Raw genomic sequence first — 24,778 nt, 5'->3', positions numbered from 1 at the left:
TGTATTGTCATCTGGAGGATCACTGTAATGACCACGGAAAAAGTTAAGTACGGCGTACATTCCGAAGCCGGCAAACTGCGCAAAGTCATGGTTTGCTCCCCCGGCCTGGCCCACCAGCGGCTGACCCCGAACAACTGTGACGAACTGCTTTTCGACGATGTGCTGTGGGTTGCCCAAGCCAAGCGTGACCACTTCGACTTCGTCACCAAGATGCGTGAACGCGGGATCGACGTGCTGGAAATGCACAACCTGCTGACTGACATCGTCGCCATGCCCGAGGCACTGGACTGGATCCTGGAACGCAAGGTCACCGCCGACTCGGTGGGCCTGGGCCTGATCAACGAAGTGAAGTCCTGGCTGAAAAGCCTCGAGCCGCGACACATTGCCGAGTTCCTGATCGGTGGCGTGTCCGCCGACGACCTGCCGGACAGCTTCGGTGGCAAGACCATCCAGATGTTCCGCGACTTCCTCGGCCACACCAGCTTCATCCTGCCACCGCTGCCCAACACCCAGTTCACCCGTGATACCACGTGCTGGATCTACGGTGGCGTGACGCTGAACCCGATGTACTGGCCGGCCCGTCGCCAGGAAACCCTGCTGACCACCGCCATCTACAAATTCCACCCACAGTTCACCAACGCCGACTTCGAGATCTGGTACGGCGACCCGGACCTGGATCACGGCAGCTCCACCCTTGAAGGCGGCGACGTCATGCCGATCGGCAACGGCGTGGTCCTGATCGGCATGGGCGAGCGCTCGTCCCGCCAGGCCATCGGCCAACTGGCACTGAACCTGTTCAAGAACAAAGCCGTAGAGAAAGTGATCGTTGCCGGCCTGCCGAAGTCCCGCGCGGCGATGCACCTGGACACCGTGTTCAGCTTCTGCGACCGCGACCTGGTCACGATCTTCCCGGAAGTGGTGAAGCAGATCGTCGCCTTCACCCTGCGACCTGACGAAAGCAAACAAGGCGGCATCGACATCCGCCGCGAAGAAACCAGCTTCCTCGACACCGTGGCCAAGGCCCTCAACCTCAAGGCGTTGCGCGTGGTGGAAACCGGTGGCAACAGCTTCGCCGCCGAACGCGAGCAGTGGGACGACGGCAACAACGTGGTGGCGGTAGAGCCAGGCGTGGTCATCGGTTATGACCGCAACACCTACACCAACACCCTGCTGCGCAAGGCCGGGATCGAGGTCATCACCATCAGCGCCGGCGAGCTCGGCCGCGGCCGTGGCGGCGGCCACTGCATGACCTGCCCGATCATCCGTGACCCAATCGACTACTAACCTATAAACCCTGGCCGCCACTTATCGAGTGCGGCCGGGGGGATAACCGAAACCCAAGGAGATCCAAAATGGCTTTTAACATTCATAACCGCAATCTGCTGAGCCTGGAACACCACACCCCTCGCGAATTGCGTTATCTGCTCGACCTGTCCCGCGACCTCAAGCGCGCCAAGTACACCGGTACCGAGCAGCAGCACCTCAAAGGCAACAACATCGCACTGATTTTCGAAAAAACCTCGACCCGCACCCGCTGCGCGTTCGAAGTGGCCGCTTATGACCAGGGCGCCAACGTCACCTACATCGACCCGAACTCCTCGCAGATCGGCCACAAAGAAAGCATGAAGGACACCGCCCGCGTACTGGGGCGCATGTACGACGCCATCGAGTACCGTGGCTTCAAGCAGGAAATCGTCGAAGAACTGGCGAAGTTCGCCGGCGTACCCGTGTTCAACGGCCTGACCGATGAATACCACCCGACCCAGATGATCGCCGACGTGCTGACCATGCGTGAACACGCCGACAAGCCGATCCACGAGATCAGCTACGCCTACCTGGGCGATGCGCGCAACAACATGGGCAACTCGCTGCTGCTGGTCGGCGCCAAGCTGGGCATGGACGTACGCATCTGCGCCCCCAAAGCCCTGTGGCCCCATGACGACCTGGTGGGTCGCTGCAAAAAGTACGCGGAAGAAAGTGGCGCCCGCATCACCCTGACCGAAGACCCGAAAGCCGCGGTCAAGGGCGTGGACTTCATCCACACCGACGTCTGGGTATCGATGGGCGAGCCCGTGGAAGCCTGGGCCGAGCGGATCCAGCAACTGCTGCCGTACCAGGTCAACGCCGAGCTGATGAAAGCCACCGGCAACCCACGCACCAAGTTCATGCACTGCCTGCCAGCCTTCCACAACAGCGATACCAAGATCGGCAAGCAGATTGCCGAGCAGTATCCGCACCTGGCCAATGGCATCGAAGTGACCGATGACGTGTTCGAATCGCCAGCCTGCATCGCCTTCGAGCAAGCGGAAAACCGCATGCACACGATCAAGGCGATCCTGGTATCGACCCTGGCTGACCTTTAACAGCTCACTCGGCTCCCACTGACTGGACCCAGTCAATGTGGGAGCTGGCTTGCCTGCGATGGCAACACCTCGGTGCTCCTGACAGACCGTGGTGATGCTATCGCGAGCCAGCTCGCTCCTACAGGGGGCCGCGTAACCGGCTTATATTTCTTCGAAGAAGGACAGCATTATGCGTATCGTCGTTGCTCTGGGCGGTAACGCCCTCCTGCGTCGTGGTGAACCCATGACGGCAGACAATCAACGCGCCAACATCCGGATCGCCACCGAGCAGATCGCCAAGATCCACCCCGGCAATCAACTGGTGATCGCTCACGGCAATGGCCCGCAAGTCGGCCTGCTGTCGCTGCAGGCAGCCGCCTACACCTCCGTTTCCCCCTACCCGCTGGACGTGCTCGGTGCCGAAACCGAAGGCATGATCGGCTATATCATCGAACAGGAACTGGGCAACCTGCTGGACTTCGAGGTGCCGTTCGCCACGTTGCTGACCCAGGTTGAAGTCGACGCCAACGACCCGGCGTTCAAGAACCCGACCAAGCCGATCGGCCCGGTCTACAGCAAGGCGGAAGCCGAAGCGCTGGCGGCAGAAAAAGGCTGGGCCATCGCCCCCGATGGCGACAAGTTCCGCCGTGTGGTGGCCAGCCCGAAACCCAAGCGTATTTTCGAGATCCGCCCGATCAAGTGGTTGCTGGACAAGGGCAGCATCGTGATCTGCGCCGGTGGTGGCGGGATCCCGACCATGTACGACGAGAACCGCAAGCTCAAGGGCATCGAAGCGGTGATCGACAAGGACCTGTGCTCGGCGCTGCTGGCCGAACAGCTGGAAGGTGACTTGCTGGTGATTGCCACCGACGTCAGCGCGGCGTTCATCGACTTCGGCAAGCCCACCCAGAAAGCCATTGCCCAGGCGCACCCCGACGAAATGGAAAAGCTCGGCTTCGCCGCAGGCTCCATGGGGCCGAAAGTCCAGGCCGCCTGCGAGTTCGCGCGCAACACTGGAAAAGTCGCGGTGATCGGTTCACTCTCGGACATCGAAGCAATCGTCCAGGGCAAGGCCGGCACCCGTATCAGCACGTCCAAGCCTGGCATTACCTACCTGTAAGGAGAGACGTCTATGGCAATGTTTGAGCCAGGTCATTTGCATATCGAACGTCATGCGCTGACCCCGGATGATGTCAGCTACAACGTGCACCTCGACTATGAAGTCAGCAAGAACCCCAAGGGCGAGAAGGGCATCCAGTTCACCCTGCATGGCAGCATGCAGGGCAAGGACATGAGCGAGACGTTCTTCCTGCCCAAGGAAGAAGCCTACAACTTTGCCAACAACGTGACTAAAATCGCCGAGAAGTACGGCATTCCCAAGACACACAGCCAGATCGGTTCGGTGCACAAGCATTACGACCTGATGTTTGAAGACATCCGGGCGCAACTGAACATGAAATCCGGCGACCCGGTGAATATCGAAAACTTCGAGTAAACCCACCCTGTGGGTTCAAGCCTGCTCGCGATGGCGCACTGTCGACTGACACATCGCTATCGCGAGCAGGCTTTCACCACGCGCCCGCCCCAAGGCATACTTGCCCCCTCCGCACCTCAGAACCAACAAACGCCCCATGCGTATCCACGTCAGCTTCATCGACCGCGTCGGCATCACCCAGGAAGTCCTGGCCTTGCTCGGCGGGCGCAATCTCAACCTGGATGCGGTGGAAATGGTCCCGCCCAACGTCTACATCGACGCCCCGACCTTGAGCCCGCAAGTGCTCGAAGAGCTGCGCGATGCGCTGTTCAACGTGCAGGGCGTGCAAGCGGTGACCGTGGTCGACATCCTTCCCGGACAACGCCGGCACCTGCAACTGGACGCCCTGCTGGCCGCCATGACCGACCCGGTGCTGGCCCTGGACAGTGCCGGCACCATTCTGTTGGCCAACCCGGCGTTGATCGCCCTGTACGGCCGTGAACCGGCCGGGGAAAACGTCGCCGAACTGTTTGCCGACCCTGCCCTGCTGGAGACCTTGCTGGAGCACGGCTTTCGCTTGCCGCTGCGGGAAATCACGGTCAATGGCCAGACCTTGCTGCTGGGCGCCACGCCGATCACCGACGCTGGCGCCCTGCTGACCCTGTACCCACCCAATCGTATCGGCGAACAGCTCTCGGCACTGCACCACGATCACGCCGAAGGTTTTGACGCCTTGCTCGGCGAGTCGCCGGCGATCCGCACGCTCAAGGCCCGCGCGCAACGGGTAGCGGCCCTCGACGCGCCGCTGTTGATCCAGGGTGAAACGGGCACCGGCAAGGAACTGGTGGCCCGCGCCTGCCACGCCATCAGCGCCCGCCACAGCGCGCCGTTCCTGGCGCTGAACTGTGCGGCGTTGCCGGAAAACCTCGCCGAAAGCGAGCTGTTCGGCTACGCCCCCGGCGCCTTTACCGGCGCCCAGCGCGGCGGCAAGCCGGGGCTGATGGAGTTGGCCAACCAGGGCACGGTGTTTCTCGACGAGATCGGCGAGATGTCGCCGTATCTGCAGGCCAAGCTCCTGCGGTTTCTCAACGATGGCAGCTTTCGCCGGGTGGGCGGGGACCGCGAGGTCAAGGTCAATGTGCGGATCCTCAGCGCGACCCACCGCGACCTGGAGAAGATGGTCAGCGAAGGCACTTTTCGCGAAGACCTGTTTTACCGCCTCAATGTGCTCAACGTCGAAGTTCCGCCATTGCGCGAGCGCGGCCAGGACATTCTGCTGCTGGCGCGCTACTTCATGCAGCAGGCTTGTGCGCAGATCCAGCGCCCGGTCTGCCGCCTGGCGCCCGGCACCTACCCGGCCCTGCTCGGCAATCGTTGGCCGGGTAACGTGCGCCAGTTGCAGAACGTGATCTTCCGCGCTGCGGCCATTTGTGAAAGCAGCCTGGTGGACATCGGCGACCTGGACATCGCTGGCACCTCGGTCGCGCGCCAGAGCGACAGCGAAGTCGACAGCCTGGAGCAGGCCATGGAAAGCTTCGAGAAGACCCTGCTGGAAAAGCTCTACGTCAATTACCCCTCGACCCGCCAACTGGCCAGCCGCCTGCAGACCTCCCACACCGCCATCGCCCATCGGTTGCGCAAGTACGGAATTCCCGGCAAGGCCTAAACACCATTCCCCACAGTGATTGAGGGTGTTCGCAGATGGCGCCAACACCCAGCGCAAAAGCGACCTCCACCTGTACTGAAAGCGCTACAGCGGAACGATATCGCTACAGTGGCGTTCCACCAGCATTGTGCAAGGCTTTGATCCTCATAGGCTTTTTTCTTGGCCCTCGACTGTAGCGATATCGCTACAGCTGCGCTCGCGCCCCCTCTCGCAACAGTTCGTAACTCGTTGATTAGTAACAAATAAATAATATTGGCCGTGATTTTGCTAGGTAACCCTCCATAAAGCAGGGCTTTGCCCGAGCCTTCCATCGCGTCCACCAGACCTGTCTGGCCCCTGAGGAGTTTCCATGAGCGAGTTGCGTTTTACTGAAGATCACGAATGGCTGCGTACCGAAGCTGACGGCAGCGTTACAGTCGGCATCACCGCCTTCGCCCAGAATGCCTTGGGCGACGTGGTTTATGTGCAACTGCCTGAGCTGCAGGCCTACGCCCAAGGCGCTGAAGCCGCCACCGTCGAATCGGTAAAGGCTGCCAGCGGCGTCTACATGCCACTGGACGGTGAAGTGTTGGAGACCAACCCGGCCCTGGAAAGCAGCCCGGAACTGGTCAACGAAGATCCGCTGGGGCAAGGCTGGTTCTTCCGCTTCCAGCCAAGCGACGCCGCCGCAGTCGGCCAACTGCTGGATCAGGACGCCTACGACCGCCTGATCAAAGCCCAAGCCGACGCCTGAGGAGAACGCACATGACTCACGTCAACCTGAGCACTGCCAACGAATTCATCGCCCGGCACATCGGCCCGCGCGCCAGTGACGAGCAAGCCATGCTCAACACCCTGGGTTTCGACTCCCTGGAAGCCCTGAGCGCCAGTGTCATTCCCGACAGTATCAAGGGCACCAGCGTGCTGGACCTGGGCGCAGGGCAGAGCGAAGCCGAGGCCCTGGCCGCGATCAAGGCCATTGCCGGCAAGAACCAACTGTTCAAGACCTACATCGGCCAGGGCTACTACAACTGCCACACGCCGTCGCCGATCCTGCGCAATCTCCTGGAAAACCCGGCCTGGTACACCGCCTACACCCCGTACCAGCCAGAAATCTCCCAGGGCCGCCTGGAAGCCCTGCTGAATTTCCAGACCCTGATCAGCGACCTCTCCGGCCTGCCGATCGCCAACGCCTCGCTGCTCGATGAAGCCACCGCCGCTGCCGAGGCCATGACCTTCTGCAAGCGCCTGAGCAAGAACAAAGGCAGCCACGCCTTCTTCGCCTCCGTGCATTGCCACCCGCAAACCCTCGACGTGCTACGCACCCGTGCCGAGCCGCTGGGGATCGAGGTGGTGGTGGGCGACGAGCGTGAACTGAGCGACGTGACGCCGTTCTTCGGCGCGCTGCTGCAATACCCGGCCAGCAACGGCGACCTGTTCGACTACCGCGAGCTGACCGCACGGTTCCACGCGGCCAACGCCCTGGTCGCCGTGGCGGCCGACCTGCTGGCCCTGACCCTGCTGACTCCGCCGGGCGAGTTCGGTGCCGACGTTGCCATCGGCAGCGCGCAACGCTTTGGTGTACCGCTGGGCTTCGGTGGCCCGCACGCGGCGTACTTCTCCACTAAAGATGCGTTCAAGCGCGACATGCCGGGCCGTCTGGTCGGTGTCTCGGTCGACCGCTTCGGCAAGCCGGCCCTGCGCCTGGCGATGCAGACCCGCGAGCAACATATCCGCCGTGAGAAAGCCACCAGCAACATCTGCACTGCCCAGGTACTGCTGGCCAACATCGCCAGCATGTACGCCGTGTACCACGGCCCGCAGGGCCTGACCCAGATCGCCCAGCGTATTCATCACCTGAGCGCGATCCTGGCCAAGGGCTTGAGCACACTTGGCCTTAAGGTCGAACAGGCTCACTTCTTCGACACCCTGACCCTCAACACCGGCGCCAACACGGCCCAGTTGCACGACAAGGCGCGGGCGCAGCAGATCAACCTGCGGGTGATCGATGCCAACCGCCTGGGCCTGTCCCTCGACGAAACCACCTCGCAAGCCGACGTGGAAAACCTCTGGGCGTTGCTGGCCGACGGCAAGACCCTGCCGGACTTCGCGGCCCTTGCCGCCACCGTACAGAGCACCATCCCGGCCGACCTGGTTCGCCAGTCGCCGATCCTCAGCCACCCCGTGTTCAACCGGTACCACTCGGAAACCGAGCTGATGCGCTACCTGCGCAAGCTGGCCGACAAGGACCTGGCCCTCGACCGTACGATGATCCCGCTGGGCTCGTGCACCATGAAACTCAACGCCGCCAGCGAAATGATCCCGGTGACCTGGGCCGAATTCGGCGCCCTGCACCCGTTCGCCCCGGCCGAGCAAAGCGCCGGCTACCAGCAGTTGACCGATGAACTGGAAGCGATGCTCTGCGCCGCCACCGGTTATGACTCGATCTCCCTGCAGCCGAACGCCGGTTCCCAGGGCGAGTACGCCGGCCTGCTGGCGATCCGCGCCTACCACCAGAGCCGTGGCGAAGATCGCCGCGACATCTGCCTGATCCCCTCCTCCGCCCACGGCACCAACCCGGCCACCGCCAACATGGCCGGCATGCGCGTGGTGGTGACGGCCTGTGATGCCCGCGGCAACGTCGACATCGAAGACCTGCGCGCCAAGGCCATCGAGCACCGCGAGCACCTGGCGGCCTTGATGATCACCTACCCGTCCACCCACGGCGTGTTCGAAGAAGGCATCCGCGAGATCTGCGGGATCATTCATGAGCACGGCGGCCAGGTGTACATCGACGGCGCCAACATGAACGCCATGGTCGGCCTCTGCGCCCCAGGCAAGTTCGGTGGCGACGTGTCTCACCTGAACCTGCACAAGACCTTCTGCATCCCCCACGGCGGTGGCGGTCCGGGTGTCGGCCCGATCGGCGTCAAGTCGCACCTGGCCCCATTCCTGCCCGGCCACGCGGCCATGGAGCGCAAGGAAGGCGCGGTCTGCGCCGCACCGTTCGGCAGCGCCAGCATTCTGCCGATCACTTGGATGTACATTCGCATGATGGGCGGCGCCGGCCTCAAGCGTGCTTCGCAGCTGGCGATCCTCAATGCCAACTACATCTCCCGCCGCCTGGAAGAGCACTACCCAGTGCTGTACACCGGCAGCAACGGCCTGGTGGCCCACGAATGCATCCTCGACCTGCGTCCGCTCAAGGACAGCAGCGGCATCAGCGTCGATGACGTCGCCAAGCGCCTGATTGACTTCGGTTTCCACGCCCCGACCATGTCGTTCCCAGTGGCCGGCACGCTGATGATCGAGCCGACCGAAAGTGAATCCAAGGAAGAACTGGACCGCTTCTGCGACGCCATGATCCGCATCCGCGAAGAAATTCGCGCAGTGGAAAACGGCACCCTGGACAAGGACGACAACCCGCTGAAGAACGCCCCGCACACTGCGGCGGAAATCGTCGGCGAGTGGACCCACCCCTACAGCCGTGAACAGGCGGTGTACCCAGTGGCGTCGTTGATCGAAGGCAAGTACTGGCCACCGGTTGGCCGGGTCGACAACGTGTTTGGTGATCGCAACCTGATCTGCGCCTGCCCGTCGATCGAAAGCTACGCTTGATCCATAGGGGGGCGGGTTTGCCCGCCTCCCTATCTCCCTTCGTGGGAGCGAGCCTGCTCGCTCCTCAGATTCCGCCAATTCCTATAACAAGAAACCGGAGAACAACCATGTCGTTAAGCGTGTTCGACCTGTTCAAGATTGGCATCGGCCCCTCCAGTTCCCACACCGTCGGCCCGATGCGTGCCGCTGCGCGTTTTGTCGAAGGTCTGCGCCGAGACAACCTGCTGACGGCCACCACCTGCGTCAAGGTTGAGCTGTATGGCTCACTGGGCGCCACCGGCAAGGGCCACGGCAGCGACAAGGCGGTGTTGCTCGGCCTGGAGGGCGAGCACCCGGACACCGTGAACACCGAGAACATCGCTGCGCGCCTGCACGACATCCGCAGCAGCGGCCGCTTGAGTCTGCTCGGTGAGCACCCGATCGACTTCAATGAAAAACTGCACCTGGCGATGATTCGCAAGCCATTGGCCTATCACCCCAATGGCATGATCTTTCGCGCCTTCGATGCCGCCGGCCTGCAGATCCGCAGCCGCGAGTACTACTCGGTCGGCGGCGGTTTTGTGGTCGACGAAGACGCCGCCGGCGCTGACCGGATCGTCGAGGACGCGACGCCACTGACCTTCCCGTTCAAAAGCGCCAAGGACTTGCTCGGGCATTGCGCCACCTACGGCCTGTCGATCAGCCAGGTGATGCTGACCAACGAAAGCGCCTGGCGCCCGGAGGCGGAAACCCGCGCCGAGCTGTTAAGGATCTGGCAGGTGATGCAGGACTGCGTCGATGCCGGCTGTCGCAACGAAGGCATCCTGCCTGGCGGCCTCAAGGTCAAGCGCCGTGCCGCGGCCTGGCACCGGCAACTGTGCAAGAACCCGGAGTCGTCACTGCGCGACCCGCTGTCGGTGCTGGACTGGGTCAACCTGTATGCCCTGGCGGTCAACGAAGAAAACGCCAACGGCGGGCGCGTGGTCACGGCCCCCACCAATGGCGCGGCGGGCATCGTCCCTGCCGTCCTGCATTACTACATGCGCTTTATTGCGGGTGCCAGCGAAGACGGTGTGGTGCGTTTTCTGCTCACCGCCGCCGCCATCGGCATCCTGTACAAGGAAAACGCCTCGATCTCCGGGGCCGAAGTCGGCTGCCAGGGTGAAGTCGGCGTGGCCTGCTCGATGGCCGCCGGGGCGCTGTGCGAAGTGCTGGGCGGCACCGTCCAGCAAGTGGAGAACGCCGCCGAGATCGGCATGGAACATAACCTTGGCCTGACCTGCGACCCCATCGGTGGCCTGGTCCAGGTGCCGTGCATCGAGCGCAACGCCATGGGCTCGGTCAAGGCCATCAATGCGGTGCGCATGGCCTTGCGTGGCGACGGTCAACACTTCGTCTCCCTCGACAAGGTGATCCGCACCATGCGCCAGACCGGCGCCGACATGAAAAGCAAGTACAAGGAAACCGCCCGTGGCGGTTTGGCCGTCAACATTATCGAATGCTGATGCGTGCTCACCCGCATCCGCTGAATTTTTTCAGGAGCTGAATATGTCCACCGAAACCCTGTCGAAAACCCCGCTGCATGCGCTGCACATCGAACTGGGCGCGCGCATGGTGCCGTTCGCCGGCTACGACATGCCGGTGCAGTACCCGTTGGGCGTGATGAAAGAGCACCTGCACTGCCGTGAGCAGGCCGGGCTGTTCGATGTCTCGCACATGGGGCAGATCCGCCTGACCGGTGCCCATGCGGCCAAGGCCCTGGAAACCCTGGTGCCGGTGGACATCATCGACCTGCCGGTGGGCATGCAGCGCTACGCCATGTTCACCAACGAGCAGGGCGGCATCCTCGATGACCTGATGGTCGCCAACCTGGGTAACGACGAACTGTTCCTGGTGGTCAATGCGGCCTGCAAGGACCAGGACCTGGCCCACCTGCGCCAGCATCTGGGCGATCAGTGCCAGATCGAGCCGCTGTTCGAGGAACGCGCCCTGCTCGCCCTGCAAGGCCCGGCGGCGGTGACCGTGCTCGCTCGCCTGGCGCCGCAGGTAGCGCAGATGACCTTCATGCAGTTCACCCGCGTGACCCTGCTGGGGATCGAGTGTTTTGTCAGTCGTTCGGGCTACACCGGCGAGGACGGTTTCGAGATCTCCGTGCCCGCCGCCAACGCCGAAGCCCTGGCCCGCGCCCTGCTGGCCGAGCCGGAAGTGGCCGCCATCGGCCTCGGCGCGCGTGACTCGCTGCGCCTGGAAGCCGGCCTGTGCCTGTATGGTCATGACATGAACAGCGACACCACCCCGATCGAAGCCAGCCTGCTGTGGGCCATCTCCAAGCCGCGCCGTGCCGATGGCGTGCGTGCCGGCGGGTTCCCCGGGGCCGAAGCGATCTTCGCCCAGCAACAAAACGGCGTCAGCCGCAAACGTGTCGGCCTGCTGCCCCAGGAACGTACCCCGGTGCGTGAAGGCGCAGAAATCGTCAACGCTGCCGGCGAGATCATCGGCAGCGTCTGCAGCGGTGGTTTCGGTCCTTCCCTCGGCGGTCCATTGGCGATGGGTTACCTGGACAGTGCCTACGTGGCACTCGATACCCAGGTCTGGGCGATCGTGCGTGGGAAACAGGTGCCATTGCTTGTTAGCAAAATGCCATTCGTCCCACAACGCTACTATCGTGGCTGATAGACTGTTCCCATAAGTAACGCAGTTGCGTAACAGTGCACTAATCTGTAACGCAACTGCCATAAAACAGTGCAGACTTTTGACTCTAAGCTTCGATTTTGAACTTGCGTTATAACAATCGAAAACAACTGAACGAGCCTATCGAATAAGCCGCAACGGCCCACCCCAAAATAGCCACAGGCCCAGCTATACAAGGCTTGCAGGGGGGCTTGTTTTTCCTGCCGTAGTTGGCGTAGAGTTTGTCCACTGTGTTTGCATGGGTCGCTTGGAATCGTGACCTGGGCAGTAGCCAACAAGTTTGCTACACCCGTTCTACGTCTTTCTTCTTTCCTGCAACCAGCCCCAGTACTCTTTCATGAGAAAGAGGCTGTCATCAATTTTTGCGTCAAAGGAAATAAGAAATGTCTCAACGTCAGAGCGGCACCGTCAAGTGGTTTAACGACGAAAAAGGTTTTGGTTTTATCACTCCAGAAAGCGGCCCGGATCTGTTCGTGCATTTCCGTGCCATCCAGGGCAACGGCTTCAAGAGCCTGAAAGAAGGCCAGAAAGTGACCTTCGTTGCGGTGCAGGGCCAAAAAGGCATGCAGGCTGACGAAGTTCAAACAGAAGCCTAATCTTCTGTAACGAAAAAGCCCCTGATGCTGACATCAGGGGCTTTTTTGTGCGCGCAAACCCGTAAAATGGCTTCCTTTTTCAATCGAGAGCCACTCCATGTCGAAACGCCTGCTAAGCCCCCAGGGTGATTTCCCCGTCGCCGGCCTGGGACGTCGCCTGGCAGCGATGTTCTACGATTTCCTGCTGTGCACCGCCCTGATGATCGTCACTGGCGGCCTCTACAAGATGGCGCAGATGGCAATCATCGGCGAAGAGCGGATGCGCGCATTGACCGATGCCGGCGCATTGGATGGCGATCCCTTGCTCTCCACGATCCTGCTGTTTGTGCTGTTCGGTTTTTTTGCCAAGTTCTGGACCTACTCCGGCCAAACCCTGGGGATGCAGGTGTGGTGCATCCGCGTGCAGAACGCCGACGGCTCGGCCATCAGCCTGTGGCAAGCCTTGCTGCGCTTCGTGGTATCGATTGCGTCACTGCTGTGCGTCGGCCTGGGCTTCTTCTGGACGCTGTTCGACAAACAGCAGCGCAGCTGGCACGACATGTACTCCAATACGCAGTTGGTGCGGATTCCGAAAAAAACCAAGTAATTTCAGCAGACAAAAATCACTGTGGGAGCGAGCTTGCTCGCTCCCACAAGTGTTGTGTGCCTAGCTGACAGCCCTCAGGCGTTGCCGGCGAGCTTCATCCGCGCCGCCGCCGTGAAGTCGAGCATGCGCTTGAGCGGGCGAATCGCCTGCGGGATCAACGCCGGATCGACGAAAATCTCCCCAGAGCCCTCACGCAGGCACTGTAGCGTGCGTTCCAGGGTGTTCATCGCCATCCACGGGCAATGTGCACAGCTGCGGCAGGCCGCGCCGTTGCCGGCCGTAGGGGCTTCGATAAACACCTTGTCCGGGCACAGCTGCTGCATCTTGTAGAAAATCCCGCGGTCGGTGGCCACGATCAGCGTCTTGTGCGGCAGGCTCTGTGCGGCCGCGATCAACTGGCTGGTGGAACCCACCGCGTCGGCCAACTCGATCACCGCCGTCGGCGATTCCGGGTGCACCAGAATTGCCGCGTCCGGGTACAGCGCCTTCATGTCTTCGAGCTGCTTGGCCTTGAACTCTTCGTGGACGATGCAGGCACCATCCCAGAGCAGCATGTCGGCACCGGTCTTGCGCTGGATGTAGGTACCCAGGTGCTTGTCCGGACCCCAGATGATGGTCTCGCCGTTGTCCATCAGGCTTTCGACGATCTCCAGTGCGCAACTGGAGGTCACCACCCAGTCCGCCCGCGCCTTGACCGCTGCCGAGGTGTTGGCATAGACCACCACGGTGCGTTCCGGGTGCTGGTCGCAGAACGCCGAAAACTCGTCGACCGGGCAACCCAGGTCCAGCGAGCAGGTCGCTTCCAGGGTCGGCATCAGCACGCGTTTTTCCGGGTTGAGGATCTTCGCGGTCTCCCCCATGAACTTCACGCCGGCCACCACCACGGTCTTGGCCGGGTGGGCGTTACCGAACCGGGCCATTTCCAGGGAATCGGAAACACAGCCCCCGGTTTCTTCGGCCAGGGCCTGAATGATCGGGTCGCAATAGAAGTGGGCAACCAGCACCGCGTCCTGAGCCTTGAGCTCGGCGGCGATGGCGGCGCGGTAATGGGCCTCCTCTGCGGCGGTCAGCGGCTTGGGCTGCTTGGCGTCGAGGTGGGCTTGAACCAGAAGGCGTTCGGAAATTTGCGTCATGATCGCAAGACCTGCGGGCGCTTTCGCGCGAAAGTCGAGTATACACCCGGCTCCGGACCGATCAGGGTACCGCCGGGAGAGTGAGTATTCATCAGGCACGGACAGCGTTGAAGCTGCGCAAGGCTACAGAATATCCCTGAGTTGCAAAAGACCATTCTGCACCCAGGCGCGCGGTGCAAGCATTGCGATTGCCCAAGACAGGAATCGCAGGCAAAAAAAAACCCGGAAATCCTCACTTTCGTGGGCCTTCCGGATTTTCTAAACCGCCAAATATGGTGGGTCGTGTGGGATTCGAACCTACGACCAATTGGTTAAAAGCCAACTGCTCTACCAACTGAGCTAACGACCCGCTTCGTTGTGGTGCGTATAATACTGATTTTTAAGGACTATTCAACACCTAAGTGAAAATAAATCAAAAATAGTTGGTCGGGTCGCTGATTCCGGCTGCGGCGAAGCCTTCCGCACGCAGGCGGCAGCTGTCGCATTTGGCGCAGGCACGGCCTTCATCGTCCGCCTGATAGCAGGAAACGGTCAGCGCGTAGTCGACCCCAAGCTTCACGCCCGCCTCGACGATCTGCGCCTTGCTGAGATTCTGCAGCGGCGCCTGGATGCGGAAACCATTGCCCTCGACCCCGGCCTTGGTCGCCAGGTTGGCCATGCGCTCGAAAGCCTCGACGAACTCCGGACGGCAATCCGGGTAACCGGAGTAGTCCACGGCGTTGACCCCGATGAAGATGTCCCGCGCGCCCAGCACTTCGGCCCACCCCAGGGCCAGGGACAGGAACACCGTGTTGCGTGCTGGCACATAGGTCACCGGGATGCCTTCACCCGGGGTCTCAGGCACGTCGATGCTGCTGTCGGTCAGGGCCGAGCCGCCGATCCCGTTCAGGTTCAGGCCGATCACCTTGTGCTCGATCACACCCAGGTCGCGGGCCACCCGCGCAGCGGCGTGCAGCTCGGCGTGTGAGCGCTGGCCGTAGTCAAAACTCATGGTGTAGCAGCTGTAGCCTTCGGCGCGAGCCATGGCCACGACCGTCGCCGAGTCCAGGCCACCGGACAGCAGGATGACCGCACGTTTTTCTACAGTGTTCAGTTGTTCAGTCATGTCAGCGCCCCGGCTCGTCATTCCAAAGATATTTGTGCAACTGCAATTGCAAGCGCACTGGCAGGTTGTCGGCAACCACCCAGTCCGCCAGGTCGCGTGCATTGAGATCGTGATGGCTCGGTGAGAACAGGACTTCACCGGCCCGCCGATCAAGACCGTACTGGATCAGCTTGGAGACCGCCCAGTCGTAGTCCTCGCGGGAACAGATCACGAACTTGACCTGGTCGTTGGGTGTCAGCAGCTCGATATTCTCGTAGCGGTTACGGTGTGCTTCCTTCGAGCCCGGGGTCTTCAGGTCGACCACCCGGCTGACCCGCGAATCTACCGCCGAGATGTCGATCGAACCACTGGTTTCCAGCGACACTTCGTAACCGGCGTCACACAGCTGCTTGAGCAAAGGGATGGCGTTAGGCTGGGCCAGCGGTTCGCCGCCGGTCACACAGACATAACGGGGACGGAAACCGGCCACCTGCTCGAGGATATCGTCGAGCGATCGCACGGTGCCGCCCGTGAAGGCATAGGCACTGTCGCAGTACTGGCAACGCAATGGGCAACCGGTCAGGCGCACAAAAACAGTGGGCAGCCCGGCAGTGCGCGTTTCACCCTGCAACGAGTAAAAAACTTCGGTAATTCTCAATGTGTCTTGCATAGTCGCCACGGGCGTAACAGCTAAACAGGCTGTCCGCCTCCGTCAGGCACTTGATGGAACCCCGCCAACGCGCAGATCCCAAAAAGCGGTGTTGCTAAAAAGGGCGTGAATTCTAACGAAAAAACCCGCGACAAGCGCGGGTTTCTTGAAACACGGGTCAAACTGCCTTACATGCGCTGCAAATCACGCTGGGCCAACTGAGCAGCGGAGGTACCAGGGTACTGGCTGACCACCTGCTGCAAAATGCCCTTGACCTTGTCGGCGTGCCCCAGGCGACGCTCGACATCAGCCAGCTTGTACAGCGAGTCCGGCACCTTGTTGTGCTTGGGATACAGCTGCGAAACCTTGGCAAACGACTGGCCGGCGCCTTGCAGGTCGCCTTTGGCCAGGTTCACTTCACCCAGCCAGTATTGGGCATTGCCCGCGTACTGGCTGTTCGGGTATTTGCGCAGGAACGCGGCAAAAGCCAGGCTGGCCTTGTCGAAGTCCTTGGCTTTGATCAGGTCGAAGGCAGCATCGTAGTAGAGCTTTTCCTTCGCCGGATCACCCGGTTCGCTGCTGGCGGCAGGGGCTTGCGCCGCAGCGCCCGCACCTGCAGCCGCACCGGCGGCGCTATTGCCACCGGCTGGAGAATTCTCAGGAGCCGCAGCGGGTGCACCGCCCGATCCTATGCGCCGGTCAAGATCCTGGTATCGCTCCAGGGCTTCTTGCTTCATGCGCGAAACATCATTTTGCAAAACTTCGATCACGCCTTGTTGGCGCGCGATCTGTTCCTGCATCTGTTGCAGTTGGTTGAACAGCTCGCCCTGTGCCGAGACAGGGGCCGTAACCCCTCCCCCGGCATAGGCGCCGTTCGTACCGTAACCCGCAGGCGGATAACTGCTCCCGCTATTGTTATAACCGGAATTGTTATCGACCACAGGAACCGCAGCCCACGCCATGAATGGCGCGAGGCTGAGAGCCAGGACAGTTACAGCACGACGGCACGTTCGCATGACGAATTACTTACGCAGTTCGACGCGACGGTTTTGAGCCCAGGACTGCTCGTCGTTGCCGGTAGCAACTGGACGCTCTTCGCCGTAGGAAACCAGTTCCAGCTGAGCTGGGGAAACACCTTGCAGTACCAGGTAGCGTTGAACGGCTTTCGCACGACGCTCGCCCAGTGCCATGTTGTACTCACGAGTACCACGTTCGTCGGTGTTGCCTTCCAGAACAACGCGAGCGCCGTTTGCTTTCAGGTCTTTGGCGTGAACGTCCAGAGCGCGCATGGCTTCTGGCTTCAGGTCCGAGCTGTCGTATTCGAAGTAGAAGGTGGTGATTGCGCGCAGAGCAGCTTCTTCGCTCAGGGAGCCGTCAACAGCACCAGTGTTAGCGCCGTAACCAGCGTTTGGATCAACAGCGCCTTCACCGGCGTTGTCGCCGCCTTTGGACGAGCAACCTACAGCTACAGCCATGGCCAGAGCCAGCGCAGCAAACTTACCAAACTTCAGCATTTCCATCGTGAAACTCCTAATGAACCCCAATGTGTTAAGTACAACGTATAGCGCCGCGTCAGTTCAGGTAAGGGGACCAGGAAGGTTCTCTGACTTCGCCTTGTGCGGTAGGAAGCGGGAGCCTTACGCGTCCATTGATGGACACGAGCATCAAGACTCCCCGGCCCTGCTGGCGGGTGGCGTAGATTACCATGGTGCCGTTGGGCGCAACAGTAGGTGACTCGTCCAGAGTGCTATCAGTTAGGATTTTTACGCTACCGCGCTGCAAATCCTGGGCCGCCACCTTGAAATTGGTGAAACCTTCCTGGCGATGGATCATCACCAGGGTCTTTTCGTCAGCCGACAATTTCGGGTTGGCATTGTAGTTGCCGATGAAGGTCACACGCTCGGCACCGCCGCCACTGGCGCTGGTCTTGTAGATCTGCGGTTTGCCGCCACGGTCGGAGGTGAAGTAGATGGTCGAGCCATCCTTGCCCCAGAACGGTTCGGTGTTGATGCCAGGCCCTGCGGTTACGCGGGTGATCTGGCGCGAACCCAGGTTCATCACGTAGATATCCGGGTTACCGTCCTTGGACAGTACGAATGCCAGGCGCGAACCGTCCGGCGACCAGGCTGGAGCACCGTTGAGTCCTTCAAAGTTGGTGATCTGCTCACGACGACCGGTGTCGATGTTCTGCATGAAGATCCGCGGACGCTTCTGCTCGAAGGAGACATAGGCGATACGCTTGCCATCGGGGGCAAAACGTGGCGACAGGATCGGCTCGCGGGACTGCAGCAGGGTCACGGCACGTGCACCGTCGTAGTCCGAGCGTTGCAGGGTGTAGCGGGTGTTCTTCTCGGAGAAACGCTCGGCCGTCACGTACAGCAGACGGGTCGAGAACGCGCCCTTGATACCCACCAGCTTCTCAAACGACTGGTCCGAAATGTAGTGCGCCATGTCGCGCAACTGGTCGACGCCGCCGGAAACGCTGCCGGTCAGCACTTGCTGCTCGGTGTTGACGTTGAACAGGGCGTACTGCACCTGCAGGCGACCGCCGGCCGGAACAATGCTGCCGACCATGATGTACTGGGCGCCCAGGGCCTTCCAGTCGCGGTAGATGACTTCGCTGGCCTGGGTCGGCTGGCTGATCATGTTCTGCTTGGGAATGGGCGAGTAGTAACCCGAGTTGCGCAAATCATTACCAATGATTTCCGCCATGTCATCCGGCAGCACGCTGCCGCCCTGCCAGCCGAACGGCACTACCGCAATCGGGGTCGCCCGATCACTGCCGCTGGTGACCAGAATGTTCTTTTCATCCGCCGCCGCTATCCCTGCCATGCAGCAAATAACGACAAGCATTCCTCGAAGAAGGTTTCTCACAAGGCTAGATCCTCAGGTGTGAATGTCATCTTGAATGAACGATAGGGAGCGAAATCGCTCGGCTTCATTCCCTGCATTTCTGTCAAACGTCCAATGTTCTTGACCGCTGCTACAGCCGAGCTGTCGAACGGACCATCGCCACTGGACTTGGAAACCGTGACCGAGGTCACCGTCCCATCGGGCAACATGCCAATTTGCAGCACGACCGTCATGTTCTTGCGTGCCGAAGGAGGACGCGCCCAGCCTTCCGCTGCCCGTGCTCGAATCAGGTCGTCGAAACTGCCCGCGACTTCATCGCCTTGTTCATCGGCCAAGGCCTGCTGACGCTGCGGCGTGTCGGAAAGCAAATCTGCCAGGGCCTGGGCCTTTTTCTCTTCGGCGGATTTACGTGCCGCTTCCTGCGATTTTTTCTTCGCAGCATCGGCAGCAGCTTTCTTCTTCGCATCCTCGGCGACTTTCTTCTTCGCCTCGTCCGCTTCAGCTTTCTTCTTGGCGTCTTCCGCGGCTTTTTTCTTCGCGTCTTCGACTACTTTCTTCTTCGCTTCTTCAGCGGCCGCTTTCTTGGCCTCTTCTTCAGCTTTCTTCTTGGCTTCTTCTTCGGCTTTCTTCTTGGCTATATCAGCCAATTGTTTCTCTTCTGCCTTCTTGGCTTCGGCGGTCTTCTTCGCTTCATCGGCTTTCTTGGCTTCATCAGCCTTTTTCGCTTCTTCGGCTTTCTTCGACTCGTCGGCCTTCTTGGCTTCCTCGGCCTTTTGAGCCGCCTCTTCTTTCTTTTGTTCCGCAGCCTTCACCGCTTCCTGCTCGACCTTTTTCTGTTCCATCTGTTCGACTTCGGTCTGGCGCGCAGCGGATTTCTTCGCTTCACCCGCAATCTTCTGATTGGTCTGGGTGGTTGCCTGACTTTTCGATTTCAACTGGTACAGGGTCGCCTGGACAATCGGCTTGGCCGGCGGCAGCTCCGGGGTAAAGGCAAAGCTGACGAACAGCATGCCGAACACCAGCACGTGCAAGCCAATTGCCCAGACACTAGGCCAGAAGTAGCTTTCCGAGGCTGTTGGCTCTCGCTGTTGCTGCATCAGGGCGCCTCGGTAATCAAGCCAACGTTACCGACTCCGGCTTTCTGCAACCCACCCATTGCGCCCATGACGGCGCCGTAGTCGACGGTCTTGTCGCCACGAATGAACACTTGGGTGTGTTTGCCACCTTCGTTGCCGGCGCGAATGATCTTGGTCACCGCATCCGTCATCTGCGGCAGGGTCATTGCCCGGTCCTGCTGCTTCTCGGTGTCGACTTCGCTGCCAAGGTTCCAGTAGTAGGTCTTGTCAGCCTTGATCGAAATGGTCAGGACCTGGGTGTTGTTGTCTTGCGGCAAGGCTTCGCTGGAAACCTTGGGCAGATCAACTTTCACGCCCTGATTGAGCATCGGCGCGGTCACCATGAAGATGACCAGCAGTACCAGCATCACGTCGATGTAAGGCACCACGTTCATCTCGGCGACCGGCTTGCGCTTTTTGCGAGCTCGAGCGATTAAAGCCATTGGGAAATACCTGCTTATTCTTCGCTGGTGTGCACTTTACGGTGCAGGATCGCCTGGAATTCATCGGCGAAGGTGTAGTAGCGGCTGATCAGGGTTTCGCTGCGCGCGGCAAAGCGGTTGTACGCGATAACGGCCGGGATGGCGGCGAACAGACCGATGGCGGTAGCGATCAGTGCCTCGGCGATACCCGGGGCCACGGTGGCCAGGGTCGCTTGCTGGGCAGTGGCCAGGCCACGGAAGGAGTTCATGATGCCCCAGACGGTACCGAACAGACCGATGTACGGGCTGACCGAGCCGACGGTGGCGAGGAATGGCAGGCTCTGCTCGAGCTTTTCTTCTTCGCGGGAAATAGCCACGCGCATGGCACGGGCCACGCCTTCCATGACCGCTTCCGGGTCCACACCCGGTTGCTGGCGCAGACGGGAGAATTCCTTGAAGCCGGCACGGAAGATCTGCTCGACGCCCGAATCCGGATCAGGGTTGCTGCCGGCCTGACGGTACAGCTTGGACAGGTCGATACCCGACCAGAAGCGCTCCTCGAAGCTCTCCAGGGCACGTCGACCGGCACGCAGCAAATTGCTGCGCTGAAAGATCATGATCCATGAGGTCACCGATGCGGCTACCAGGGTCAGCATTACCAGTTGCACCACGATACTGGCATTGCTGACCAGGCTCCACATGGAGGAATGGTCGACGACGTTAGCTTCCACGCTTTATCTCCTGCTTTGAGTGTGTACCCGCGCCGCTCACGTCGGCAAAGGCCGCACGTAGAGCTTCGGGAATGGCCCGGGGTTTCAAACTATGGGTGCGCACACAGGCCACCAAAAACTGCCCTTCGCAGAGCAGTGCATTATCCGTGGCTCGCCTGACCTGCTGCTTGAAGCGCAGGCTGACACGGTTCAATTCGATTACTTCAGCACTTACCACAAGCTCGTCGTCCAGTCGCGCCGGCGCGTGGTAGCGCGCTTCGCTGGAATGCACGACAAACAACAGGTCCTCGCCTGCCAGCTGTGACTGGGCAAAGCCCAACTCACGTAGCCGCTCGGTCCGAGCCCGTTCCATAAACTTGAGGTAATTAACGTAATACACGATGCCGCCGGCATCGGTGTCCTCGTAATAAACGCGACAACGATGTGCGAACGACTCTAGCCCGTTTTGCGCGCGCATACTCTAGTGCTTACTCCTCAGGTTGCCAATCCGGCCAGGCAACTGTTTTTCATTCTTCTGCGCCTTTGCAGCCAAACAAGGGTTCGCCAGCCACCTAGGACCACACAAAACCGGAATAAATCGGCGCAGACCGTCATTAATCGTCCACTGCATCCAGAAACGCGTCTACTGCGGGCATTTCGCCCATGCGTGTCGGAATGTTCAGGCCAAAGTGCAAATAAGCATGCCGGGTCACTACCCGTCCACGGGGCGTACGCATGATGTAGCCCTGCTGGATCAGGTATGGCTCCAGCACGTCTTCAATGGTGTGCCGCTCTTCGCTGATGGCCGCCGCCAGACTGTCCACCCCCACCGGACCGCCATCGAACTTCTCGATCATGGTCAGCAGCAAACGCCGGTCCTGGTGATCGAAACCACGCTCATCGACGTCCAGCAGGTTGAGCGCCAGGTCGGCGATCGGCTTGGTGATGTGGCCCTTGGCCCGAACTTCGGCAAAATCCCGCACCCGCCGCAGCAGGCGGTTGGCGATACGGGGCGTGCCGCGGGCCCGCCGGGCGATTTCAAACGCCCCTTCAGGGTCCAGCGGCAGCCCGAGGATACCGGCCGAACGACTGACGATGGTCGCCAGGTCGGCGGTGCTGTAGAACTCCAGGCGCTGGACGATGCCGAAGCGGTCGCGCAGCGGGTTGGTCAGCATGCCGGCGCGAGTGGTCGCCCCCACCAGGGTGAACGGTGGCAGGTCGAGCTTGATGGAGCGTGCTGCCGGGCCTTCGCCGATCATGATGTCGAGCTGGAAGTCCTCCATGGCCGGGTACAGCACTTCCTCGACAATCGGCGACAGGCGATGGATTTCATCGATGAACAGCACGTCATGGGGTTCGAGATTGGTCAGCAGTGCGGCCAGGTCGCCGGGACGCTCCAGGACCGGCCCCGAGGTGCTTTTGATCGACACGCCCATTTCCTGGGCGATGATGTTGGCCAGCGTGGTCTTGCCCAGGCCCGGCGGACCGAAGATCAGCGTATGGTCCAAGGATTCGTTGCGCCCGCGCGCCGCCTGGATGAACAGTCTCCATCTGCTCGCGAACGGTCGGCTGACCGATGTATTCGGCCAGGCTGACCGGGCGGATGGCGCGGTCCTGGACTTCTTCGCGGTCACGCGGGCCACCGGTGGCGGCAATCAGACGATCAGCTTCAATCACTTAGATCATTCCCTTCAGTGCACGACGAATCAGGTCTTCACTGCTCAAGCCTTTCTCCTTGATCGCGGAAATCGCCTTGCTGGCTTCCTGCGGCTTGTAGCCCAGGGAGATCAGCGCGCTGACCGCATCATTCTCCGCCGAGACCACCGGTTGCGCCGGGCCATCAGGCTGGTTCGGCACCAGGGCAAACATGCTCGGCACGGTTTCCCAGGCCTTGAAGCGGTCCTTGAGTTCCACCAGCAAGCGCTCGGCGGTCTTTTTGCCGACACCGGGCACCTTGGTCAGCGCCGAAGTGTCCTGGGCCTGCACACAACGCACCAGCTCATCGACCTCAAGGCTCGACATCAACGCCAGCGCGAGCTTGGGACCCACCCCATTGAGGCGGATCAACTCGCGGAAAAAGTCCCGATCACGCTTGCCGATGAAACCATAAAGCAACTGGGCGTCTTCGCGCACCACCAAATGGGTGTGCAGGGTGATCGGTTCTCCGATCGACGGCAGTCGATAGAGGGTGGTCATCGGCACTTCCAGCTCATAGCCCAGGCCGTTGACATCCAGTATCAGGTGCGGCGGCTGTTTCTCAGCCAAGGTGCCGCGCAAACGTCCAATCACGTTTCAAATCCTTAAGCGTTAGCCAGATCAGGCGTTCGAAGAGCAAAGTGAGCGAGGTGGCCGACAGTACAGGCGCAAAACGCTCAACCAAAAAAACCAGTCGGTGGATGCTATCAGATCACAGGCGCAGGCGACCGCCACGACTGCGCGCCGTCCCCAGGCCATGGGGCAACAGGCTGGAGCGGGTATGGGCATGGCAAATGGCAATTGCCAGGGCATCGGAAGCATCGATTTGCGGCTTGCTGGTGAGCTTGAGCATGTGCATGACCATCATCTGCACCTGCTCCTTGTTGGCCGCGCCGGTACCGGTGACCGCCTGCTTGACCTGGGTAGCGGTGTATTCGGCAATCTCCAGGCTCTCTTCGGCCCCCGCGACAATCGCCGCACCACGGGCCTGGCCGAGCTTGAGCGCGGAGTCGGCATTGCGGGCCATGAACACCTTCTCGATGCCCATGGTCACCGGGCCGTAGGTCTGGATCACCTCACGCACGCCGCGATAAACAATTTGCAACCGTTCATGTAGCTCACCGCTGCCGGTGCGAATACAACCCGACGCCACATACACGCAGCCACGACCGGTATCGCGTACCACGCCATAACCGGTAATGCGTGAACCGGGGTCGATACCAAGAATTAAAGTCATAACGCCTGCGGGTCAAAAAAGCACGATATTCGATGATCCGAATAAACAAATGTGGGAGCGAGCCTGCTCGCGAAAGCGGTTTCCTATTGAGCAACGATGTTGCCCGAAAGTCCGCATTCGCGAGCAGGCTCGCTCCCACAGTAGATCCTAGTCGCCTTTAACCGAGCTGTGCAGCTACCGACTCAGGGATATCGGCGTTGGAATAGACGTTCTGCACGTCATCCAGGTCTTCGAGCATATCGATCAGCTTGAGCACCTTCTCGGCGCCTTCCAGGTCCAGTTCGGCACTGGTGGTGGGCAGCATCACGATTTCCGCGTCATCAGCCTTGAAGCCTGCCGCTTCCAGGGCGTTGCGCACGGCATAAAAACCGGCGAACGAGGTGAATACGTCGATCGAACCGTCTTCGTTGGTCACCACGTCGTCGGCATCAGCCTCCATCGCCGCTTCCATCAAGGCGTCTTCGTCGATACCCGGGGCAAAGGAGATCTGCCCCTTGCGCTCGAACAGGTAGGCCACCGAGCCATCCGTGCCCAGGTTGCCGCCGCACTTGCTGAAGGCATGTCGAACCGCCGCCGCCGTGCGGTTGCGGTTATCGGTCATGCACTCGACCATCACCGCCACGCCACCCGGGCCATAACCTTCGTAGCTCAGCTCGACCATGTCATCGGTGTCGGCAGCGCCAGCCCCACGGGCCACCGCACGATCGATGATGTCGCGGCTCATGTTCGCACCCAGGGCCTTGTCCAGCGCCAGGCGCAACCGCGGGTTGGAGCCGGGATCGCCGCCGCCCTGACGGGCCGCAACTGTCAGCTCACGAATCCACTTGGTGAAAATCTTGCCTTTCTTGGCATCCTGACGTTCTTTGCGGTGTTTGATGTTCGCCCACTTGGAATGACCCGCCATAACTCGCTCCGAATTCTCTTTAAAACAATGCCCGCACACCCTGGA

The 24,778-nt window shown here is 60.8% G+C and carries 24 protein-coding genes, 1 tRNA gene and 1 pseudogene; 11 read left to right on the top strand and 15 right to left on the bottom strand.

All coding sequences use genetic code 11. From position 1 onward, the window contains the following. The first annotated feature begins 27 nt into the window (after positions 1–27). The 11 genes from arcA to Q1W70_RS16565 all read left to right on the top strand — a co-directional run bounded on the left by arcA (position 28) and on the right by Q1W70_RS16565 (position 12,931). On the top strand, positions 28–1,284 hold the full coding sequence (arcA, locus tag Q1W70_RS16615; protein ID WP_166591011.1) for an arginine deiminase: 1,257 nt from the start codon (positions 28–30) through the stop codon (positions 1,282–1,284). A 68-nt stretch (positions 1,285–1,352) separates the two neighbouring features. Next, positions 1,353–2,363 (top strand): ornithine carbamoyltransferase, encoded by a 1,011-nt coding sequence (locus Q1W70_RS16610; protein WP_166591010.1) that lies wholly within the window; start codon positions 1,353–1,355, stop codon positions 2,361–2,363. Positions 2,364–2,532: 169 nt separating this feature from the next. Beyond that, positions 2,533–3,462, top strand: coding sequence for a carbamate kinase (gene arcC / locus Q1W70_RS16605; protein WP_166591009.1), 930 nt, complete (start codon positions 2,533–2,535; stop codon positions 3,460–3,462). A 12-nt stretch (positions 3,463–3,474) separates the two neighbouring features. Beyond that, positions 3,475–3,837: a DUF5064 family protein gene (locus Q1W70_RS16600; RefSeq protein ID WP_166591008.1), complete on the top strand. Its 363-nt coding sequence runs from the start codon at positions 3,475–3,477 to the stop codon at positions 3,835–3,837. Between the two features lie 136 nt (positions 3,838–3,973). Further along, a complete protein-coding gene (gene gcsR, locus Q1W70_RS16595; RefSeq protein WP_185819033.1) occupies positions 3,974–5,482 on the top strand; it encodes a transcriptional regulator GcsR in 1,509 nt (502 codons plus the stop codon). Between the two features lie 349 nt (positions 5,483–5,831). Further along, positions 5,832–6,215: a glycine cleavage system protein GcvH gene (gcvH, locus tag Q1W70_RS16590; protein WP_166591779.1), complete on the top strand. Its 384-nt coding sequence runs from the start codon at positions 5,832–5,834 to the stop codon at positions 6,213–6,215. Positions 6,216–6,226: 11 nt separating this feature from the next. After that, complete coding sequence (gene gcvP, locus Q1W70_RS16585) at positions 6,227–9,079, top strand: aminomethyl-transferring glycine dehydrogenase (protein WP_166591778.1); 2,853 nt, start codon at positions 6,227–6,229, stop codon at positions 9,077–9,079. A gap of 107 nt (positions 9,080–9,186) precedes the next feature. Continuing rightward, positions 9,187–10,563 carry an L-serine ammonia-lyase gene (locus Q1W70_RS16580; RefSeq protein ID WP_302097597.1) on the top strand — a complete coding sequence of 459 codons (1,377 nt, stop codon included), beginning with the start codon at positions 9,187–9,189 and terminating at the stop codon, positions 10,561–10,563. Positions 10,564–10,606: 43 nt separating this feature from the next. Then, on the top strand, positions 10,607–11,731 hold the full coding sequence (gene gcvT, locus Q1W70_RS16575) for a glycine cleavage system aminomethyltransferase GcvT (RefSeq protein ID WP_166591776.1): 1,125 nt from the start codon (positions 10,607–10,609) through the stop codon (positions 11,729–11,731). Between the two features lie 401 nt (positions 11,732–12,132). Continuing rightward, positions 12,133–12,345, top strand: coding sequence for a cold-shock protein (locus Q1W70_RS16570; RefSeq protein WP_166591775.1), 213 nt, complete (start codon positions 12,133–12,135; stop codon positions 12,343–12,345). Between the two features lie 97 nt (positions 12,346–12,442). Next, entirely contained in the window at positions 12,443–12,931 is a 489-nt protein-coding gene (locus tag Q1W70_RS16565) for an RDD family protein (RefSeq protein WP_166591774.1), read from the top strand. A 74-nt stretch (positions 12,932–13,005) separates the two neighbouring features. Here Q1W70_RS16565 and nadA read toward each other — a convergent pair whose 3' ends face one another. The 15 genes and pseudogenes from nadA to Q1W70_RS16490 form a co-directional block, all read right to left on the bottom strand. Continuing rightward, positions 13,006–14,064, bottom strand: a complete 1,059-nt coding sequence (nadA, locus tag Q1W70_RS16560) for a quinolinate synthase NadA (protein WP_166591773.1) — start codon at positions 14,062–14,064, stop codon at positions 13,006–13,008. Between the two features lie 273 nt (positions 14,065–14,337). Next, positions 14,338–14,413, bottom strand: a tRNA-Lys gene (locus Q1W70_RS16555). A gap of 63 nt (positions 14,414–14,476) precedes the next feature. Continuing rightward, positions 14,477–15,169 carry a 7-cyano-7-deazaguanine synthase QueC gene (queC, locus tag Q1W70_RS16550; RefSeq protein WP_166591772.1) on the bottom strand — a complete coding sequence of 231 codons (693 nt, stop codon included), beginning with the start codon at positions 15,167–15,169 and terminating at the stop codon, positions 14,477–14,479. Position 15,170: 1 nt separating this feature from the next. Further along, positions 15,171–15,818 carry a 7-carboxy-7-deazaguanine synthase QueE gene (queE, locus tag Q1W70_RS16545; protein WP_166591771.1) on the bottom strand — a complete coding sequence of 216 codons (648 nt, stop codon included), beginning with the start codon at positions 15,816–15,818 and terminating at the stop codon, positions 15,171–15,173. A gap of 167 nt (positions 15,819–15,985) precedes the next feature. Next, positions 15,986–16,813 carry a tol-pal system protein YbgF gene (ybgF, locus tag Q1W70_RS16540; protein WP_166591770.1) on the bottom strand — a complete coding sequence of 276 codons (828 nt, stop codon included), beginning with the start codon at positions 16,811–16,813 and terminating at the stop codon, positions 15,986–15,988. A gap of 6 nt (positions 16,814–16,819) precedes the next feature. Beyond that, positions 16,820–17,317 carry a peptidoglycan-associated lipoprotein Pal gene (gene pal / locus Q1W70_RS16535; protein WP_003178634.1) on the bottom strand — a complete coding sequence of 166 codons (498 nt, stop codon included), beginning with the start codon at positions 17,315–17,317 and terminating at the stop codon, positions 16,820–16,822. 52 nt (positions 17,318–17,369) lie between these two features. Continuing rightward, positions 17,370–18,650 (bottom strand): Tol-Pal system beta propeller repeat protein TolB, encoded by a 1,281-nt coding sequence (gene tolB, locus Q1W70_RS16530; protein ID WP_166591769.1) that lies wholly within the window; start codon positions 18,648–18,650, stop codon positions 17,370–17,372. 17 nt (positions 18,651–18,667) lie between these two features. Further along, positions 18,668–19,747 carry a cell envelope integrity protein TolA gene (gene tolA, locus Q1W70_RS16525; protein ID WP_166591768.1) on the bottom strand — a complete coding sequence of 360 codons (1,080 nt, stop codon included), beginning with the start codon at positions 19,745–19,747 and terminating at the stop codon, positions 18,668–18,670. Then, positions 19,747–20,199, bottom strand: a complete 453-nt coding sequence (tolR, locus tag Q1W70_RS16520) for a protein TolR (RefSeq protein WP_162530237.1) — start codon at positions 20,197–20,199, stop codon at positions 19,747–19,749. The genes tolA and tolR overlap by 1 nt, the downstream gene beginning before the upstream one ends. A 23-nt stretch (positions 20,200–20,222) precedes the next feature. Beyond that, positions 20,223–20,918 (bottom strand): protein TolQ, encoded by a 696-nt coding sequence (gene tolQ, locus Q1W70_RS16515; RefSeq protein ID WP_034149144.1) that lies wholly within the window; start codon positions 20,916–20,918, stop codon positions 20,223–20,225. Beyond that, on the bottom strand, positions 20,908–21,375 hold the full coding sequence (ybgC, locus tag Q1W70_RS16510) for a tol-pal system-associated acyl-CoA thioesterase (protein ID WP_027619828.1): 468 nt from the start codon (positions 21,373–21,375) through the stop codon (positions 20,908–20,910). The genes tolQ and ybgC overlap by 11 nt, the downstream gene beginning before the upstream one ends. A gap of 136 nt (positions 21,376–21,511) precedes the next feature. After that, a pseudogene (gene ruvB / locus Q1W70_RS16505) lies at positions 21,512–22,574 on the bottom strand (Holliday junction branch migration DNA helicase RuvB). Next, positions 22,575–23,186: a Holliday junction branch migration protein RuvA gene (gene ruvA, locus Q1W70_RS16500; RefSeq protein WP_166591766.1), complete on the bottom strand. Its 612-nt coding sequence runs from the start codon at positions 23,184–23,186 to the stop codon at positions 22,575–22,577. Positions 23,187–23,304: 118 nt separating this feature from the next. Further along, the gene (ruvC, locus tag Q1W70_RS16495) at positions 23,305–23,829 is read right to left on the bottom strand and encodes a crossover junction endodeoxyribonuclease RuvC (protein WP_008147379.1); all 525 of its coding nucleotides are present in this window, start codon (positions 23,827–23,829) and stop codon (positions 23,305–23,307) included. Between the two features lie 157 nt (positions 23,830–23,986). Beyond that, the gene (locus tag Q1W70_RS16490; RefSeq protein ID WP_166591765.1) at positions 23,987–24,733 is read right to left on the bottom strand and encodes a YebC/PmpR family DNA-binding transcriptional regulator; all 747 of its coding nucleotides are present in this window, start codon (positions 24,731–24,733) and stop codon (positions 23,987–23,989) included. Positions 24,734–24,778 lie beyond the last annotated feature (45 nt).

Source organism: Pseudomonas kielensis (assembly GCF_030505375.1).
GTDB classification, from domain to species: domain Bacteria; phylum Pseudomonadota; class Gammaproteobacteria; order Pseudomonadales; family Pseudomonadaceae; genus Aquipseudomonas; species Aquipseudomonas kielensis.
This window is presented reverse-complemented; position numbering and strand designations above follow the sequence as displayed.

Bases quoted from the DNA above. Each gene is read 5' to 3' on its own strand.
- arcA (WP_166591011.1), top strand. From the start codon at position 28: ATGACCACGGAAAAAGTTAAGTACGGCGTACATTCCGAAGCCGGCAAA.
- Q1W70_RS16610 (WP_166591010.1), top strand. From the start codon at position 1,353: ATGGCTTTTAACATTCATAACCGCAATCTGCTGAGCCTGGAACACCAC.
- arcC (WP_166591009.1), top strand. From the start codon at position 2,533: ATGCGTATCGTCGTTGCTCTGGGCGGTAACGCCCTCCTGCGTCGTGGT.
- Q1W70_RS16600 (WP_166591008.1), top strand. From the start codon at position 3,475: ATGGCAATGTTTGAGCCAGGTCATTTGCATATCGAACGTCATGCGCTG.
- gcsR (WP_185819033.1), top strand. From the start codon at position 3,974: ATGCGTATCCACGTCAGCTTCATCGACCGCGTCGGCATCACCCAGGAA.
- gcvH (WP_166591779.1), top strand. From the start codon at position 5,832: ATGAGCGAGTTGCGTTTTACTGAAGATCACGAATGGCTGCGTACCGAA.
- gcvP (WP_166591778.1), top strand. From the start codon at position 6,227: ATGACTCACGTCAACCTGAGCACTGCCAACGAATTCATCGCCCGGCAC.
- Q1W70_RS16580 (WP_302097597.1), top strand. From the start codon at position 9,187: ATGTCGTTAAGCGTGTTCGACCTGTTCAAGATTGGCATCGGCCCCTCC.
- gcvT (WP_166591776.1), top strand. From the start codon at position 10,607: ATGTCCACCGAAACCCTGTCGAAAACCCCGCTGCATGCGCTGCACATC.
- Q1W70_RS16570 (WP_166591775.1), top strand. From the start codon at position 12,133: ATGTCTCAACGTCAGAGCGGCACCGTCAAGTGGTTTAACGACGAAAAA.
- Q1W70_RS16565 (WP_166591774.1), top strand. From the start codon at position 12,443: ATGTCGAAACGCCTGCTAAGCCCCCAGGGTGATTTCCCCGTCGCCGGC.
- nadA (WP_166591773.1), bottom strand. From the start codon at position 14,064: ATGACGCAAATTTCCGAACGCCTTCTGGTTCAAGCCCACCTCGACGCC.
- queC (WP_166591772.1), bottom strand. From the start codon at position 15,169: ATGACTGAACAACTGAACACTGTAGAAAAACGTGCGGTCATCCTGCTG.
- queE (WP_166591771.1), bottom strand. From the start codon at position 15,818: ATGCAAGACACATTGAGAATTACCGAAGTTTTTTACTCGTTGCAGGGT.
- ybgF (WP_166591770.1), bottom strand. From the start codon at position 16,813: ATGCGAACGTGCCGTCGTGCTGTAACTGTCCTGGCTCTCAGCCTCGCG.
- pal (WP_003178634.1), bottom strand. From the start codon at position 17,317: ATGGAAATGCTGAAGTTTGGTAAGTTTGCTGCGCTGGCTCTGGCCATG.
- tolB (WP_166591769.1), bottom strand. From the start codon at position 18,650: ATGCTTGTCGTTATTTGCTGCATGGCAGGGATAGCGGCGGCGGATGAA.
- tolA (WP_166591768.1), bottom strand. From the start codon at position 19,747: ATGCAGCAACAGCGAGAGCCAACAGCCTCGGAAAGCTACTTCTGGCCT.
- ybgC (WP_027619828.1), bottom strand. From the start codon at position 21,375: ATGCGCGCGCAAAACGGGCTAGAGTCGTTCGCACATCGTTGTCGCGTT.
- ruvC (WP_008147379.1), bottom strand. From the start codon at position 23,829: ATGACTTTAATTCTTGGTATCGACCCCGGTTCACGCATTACCGGTTAT.
- Q1W70_RS16490 (WP_166591765.1), bottom strand. From the start codon at position 24,733: ATGGCGGGTCATTCCAAGTGGGCGAACATCAAACACCGCAAAGAACGT.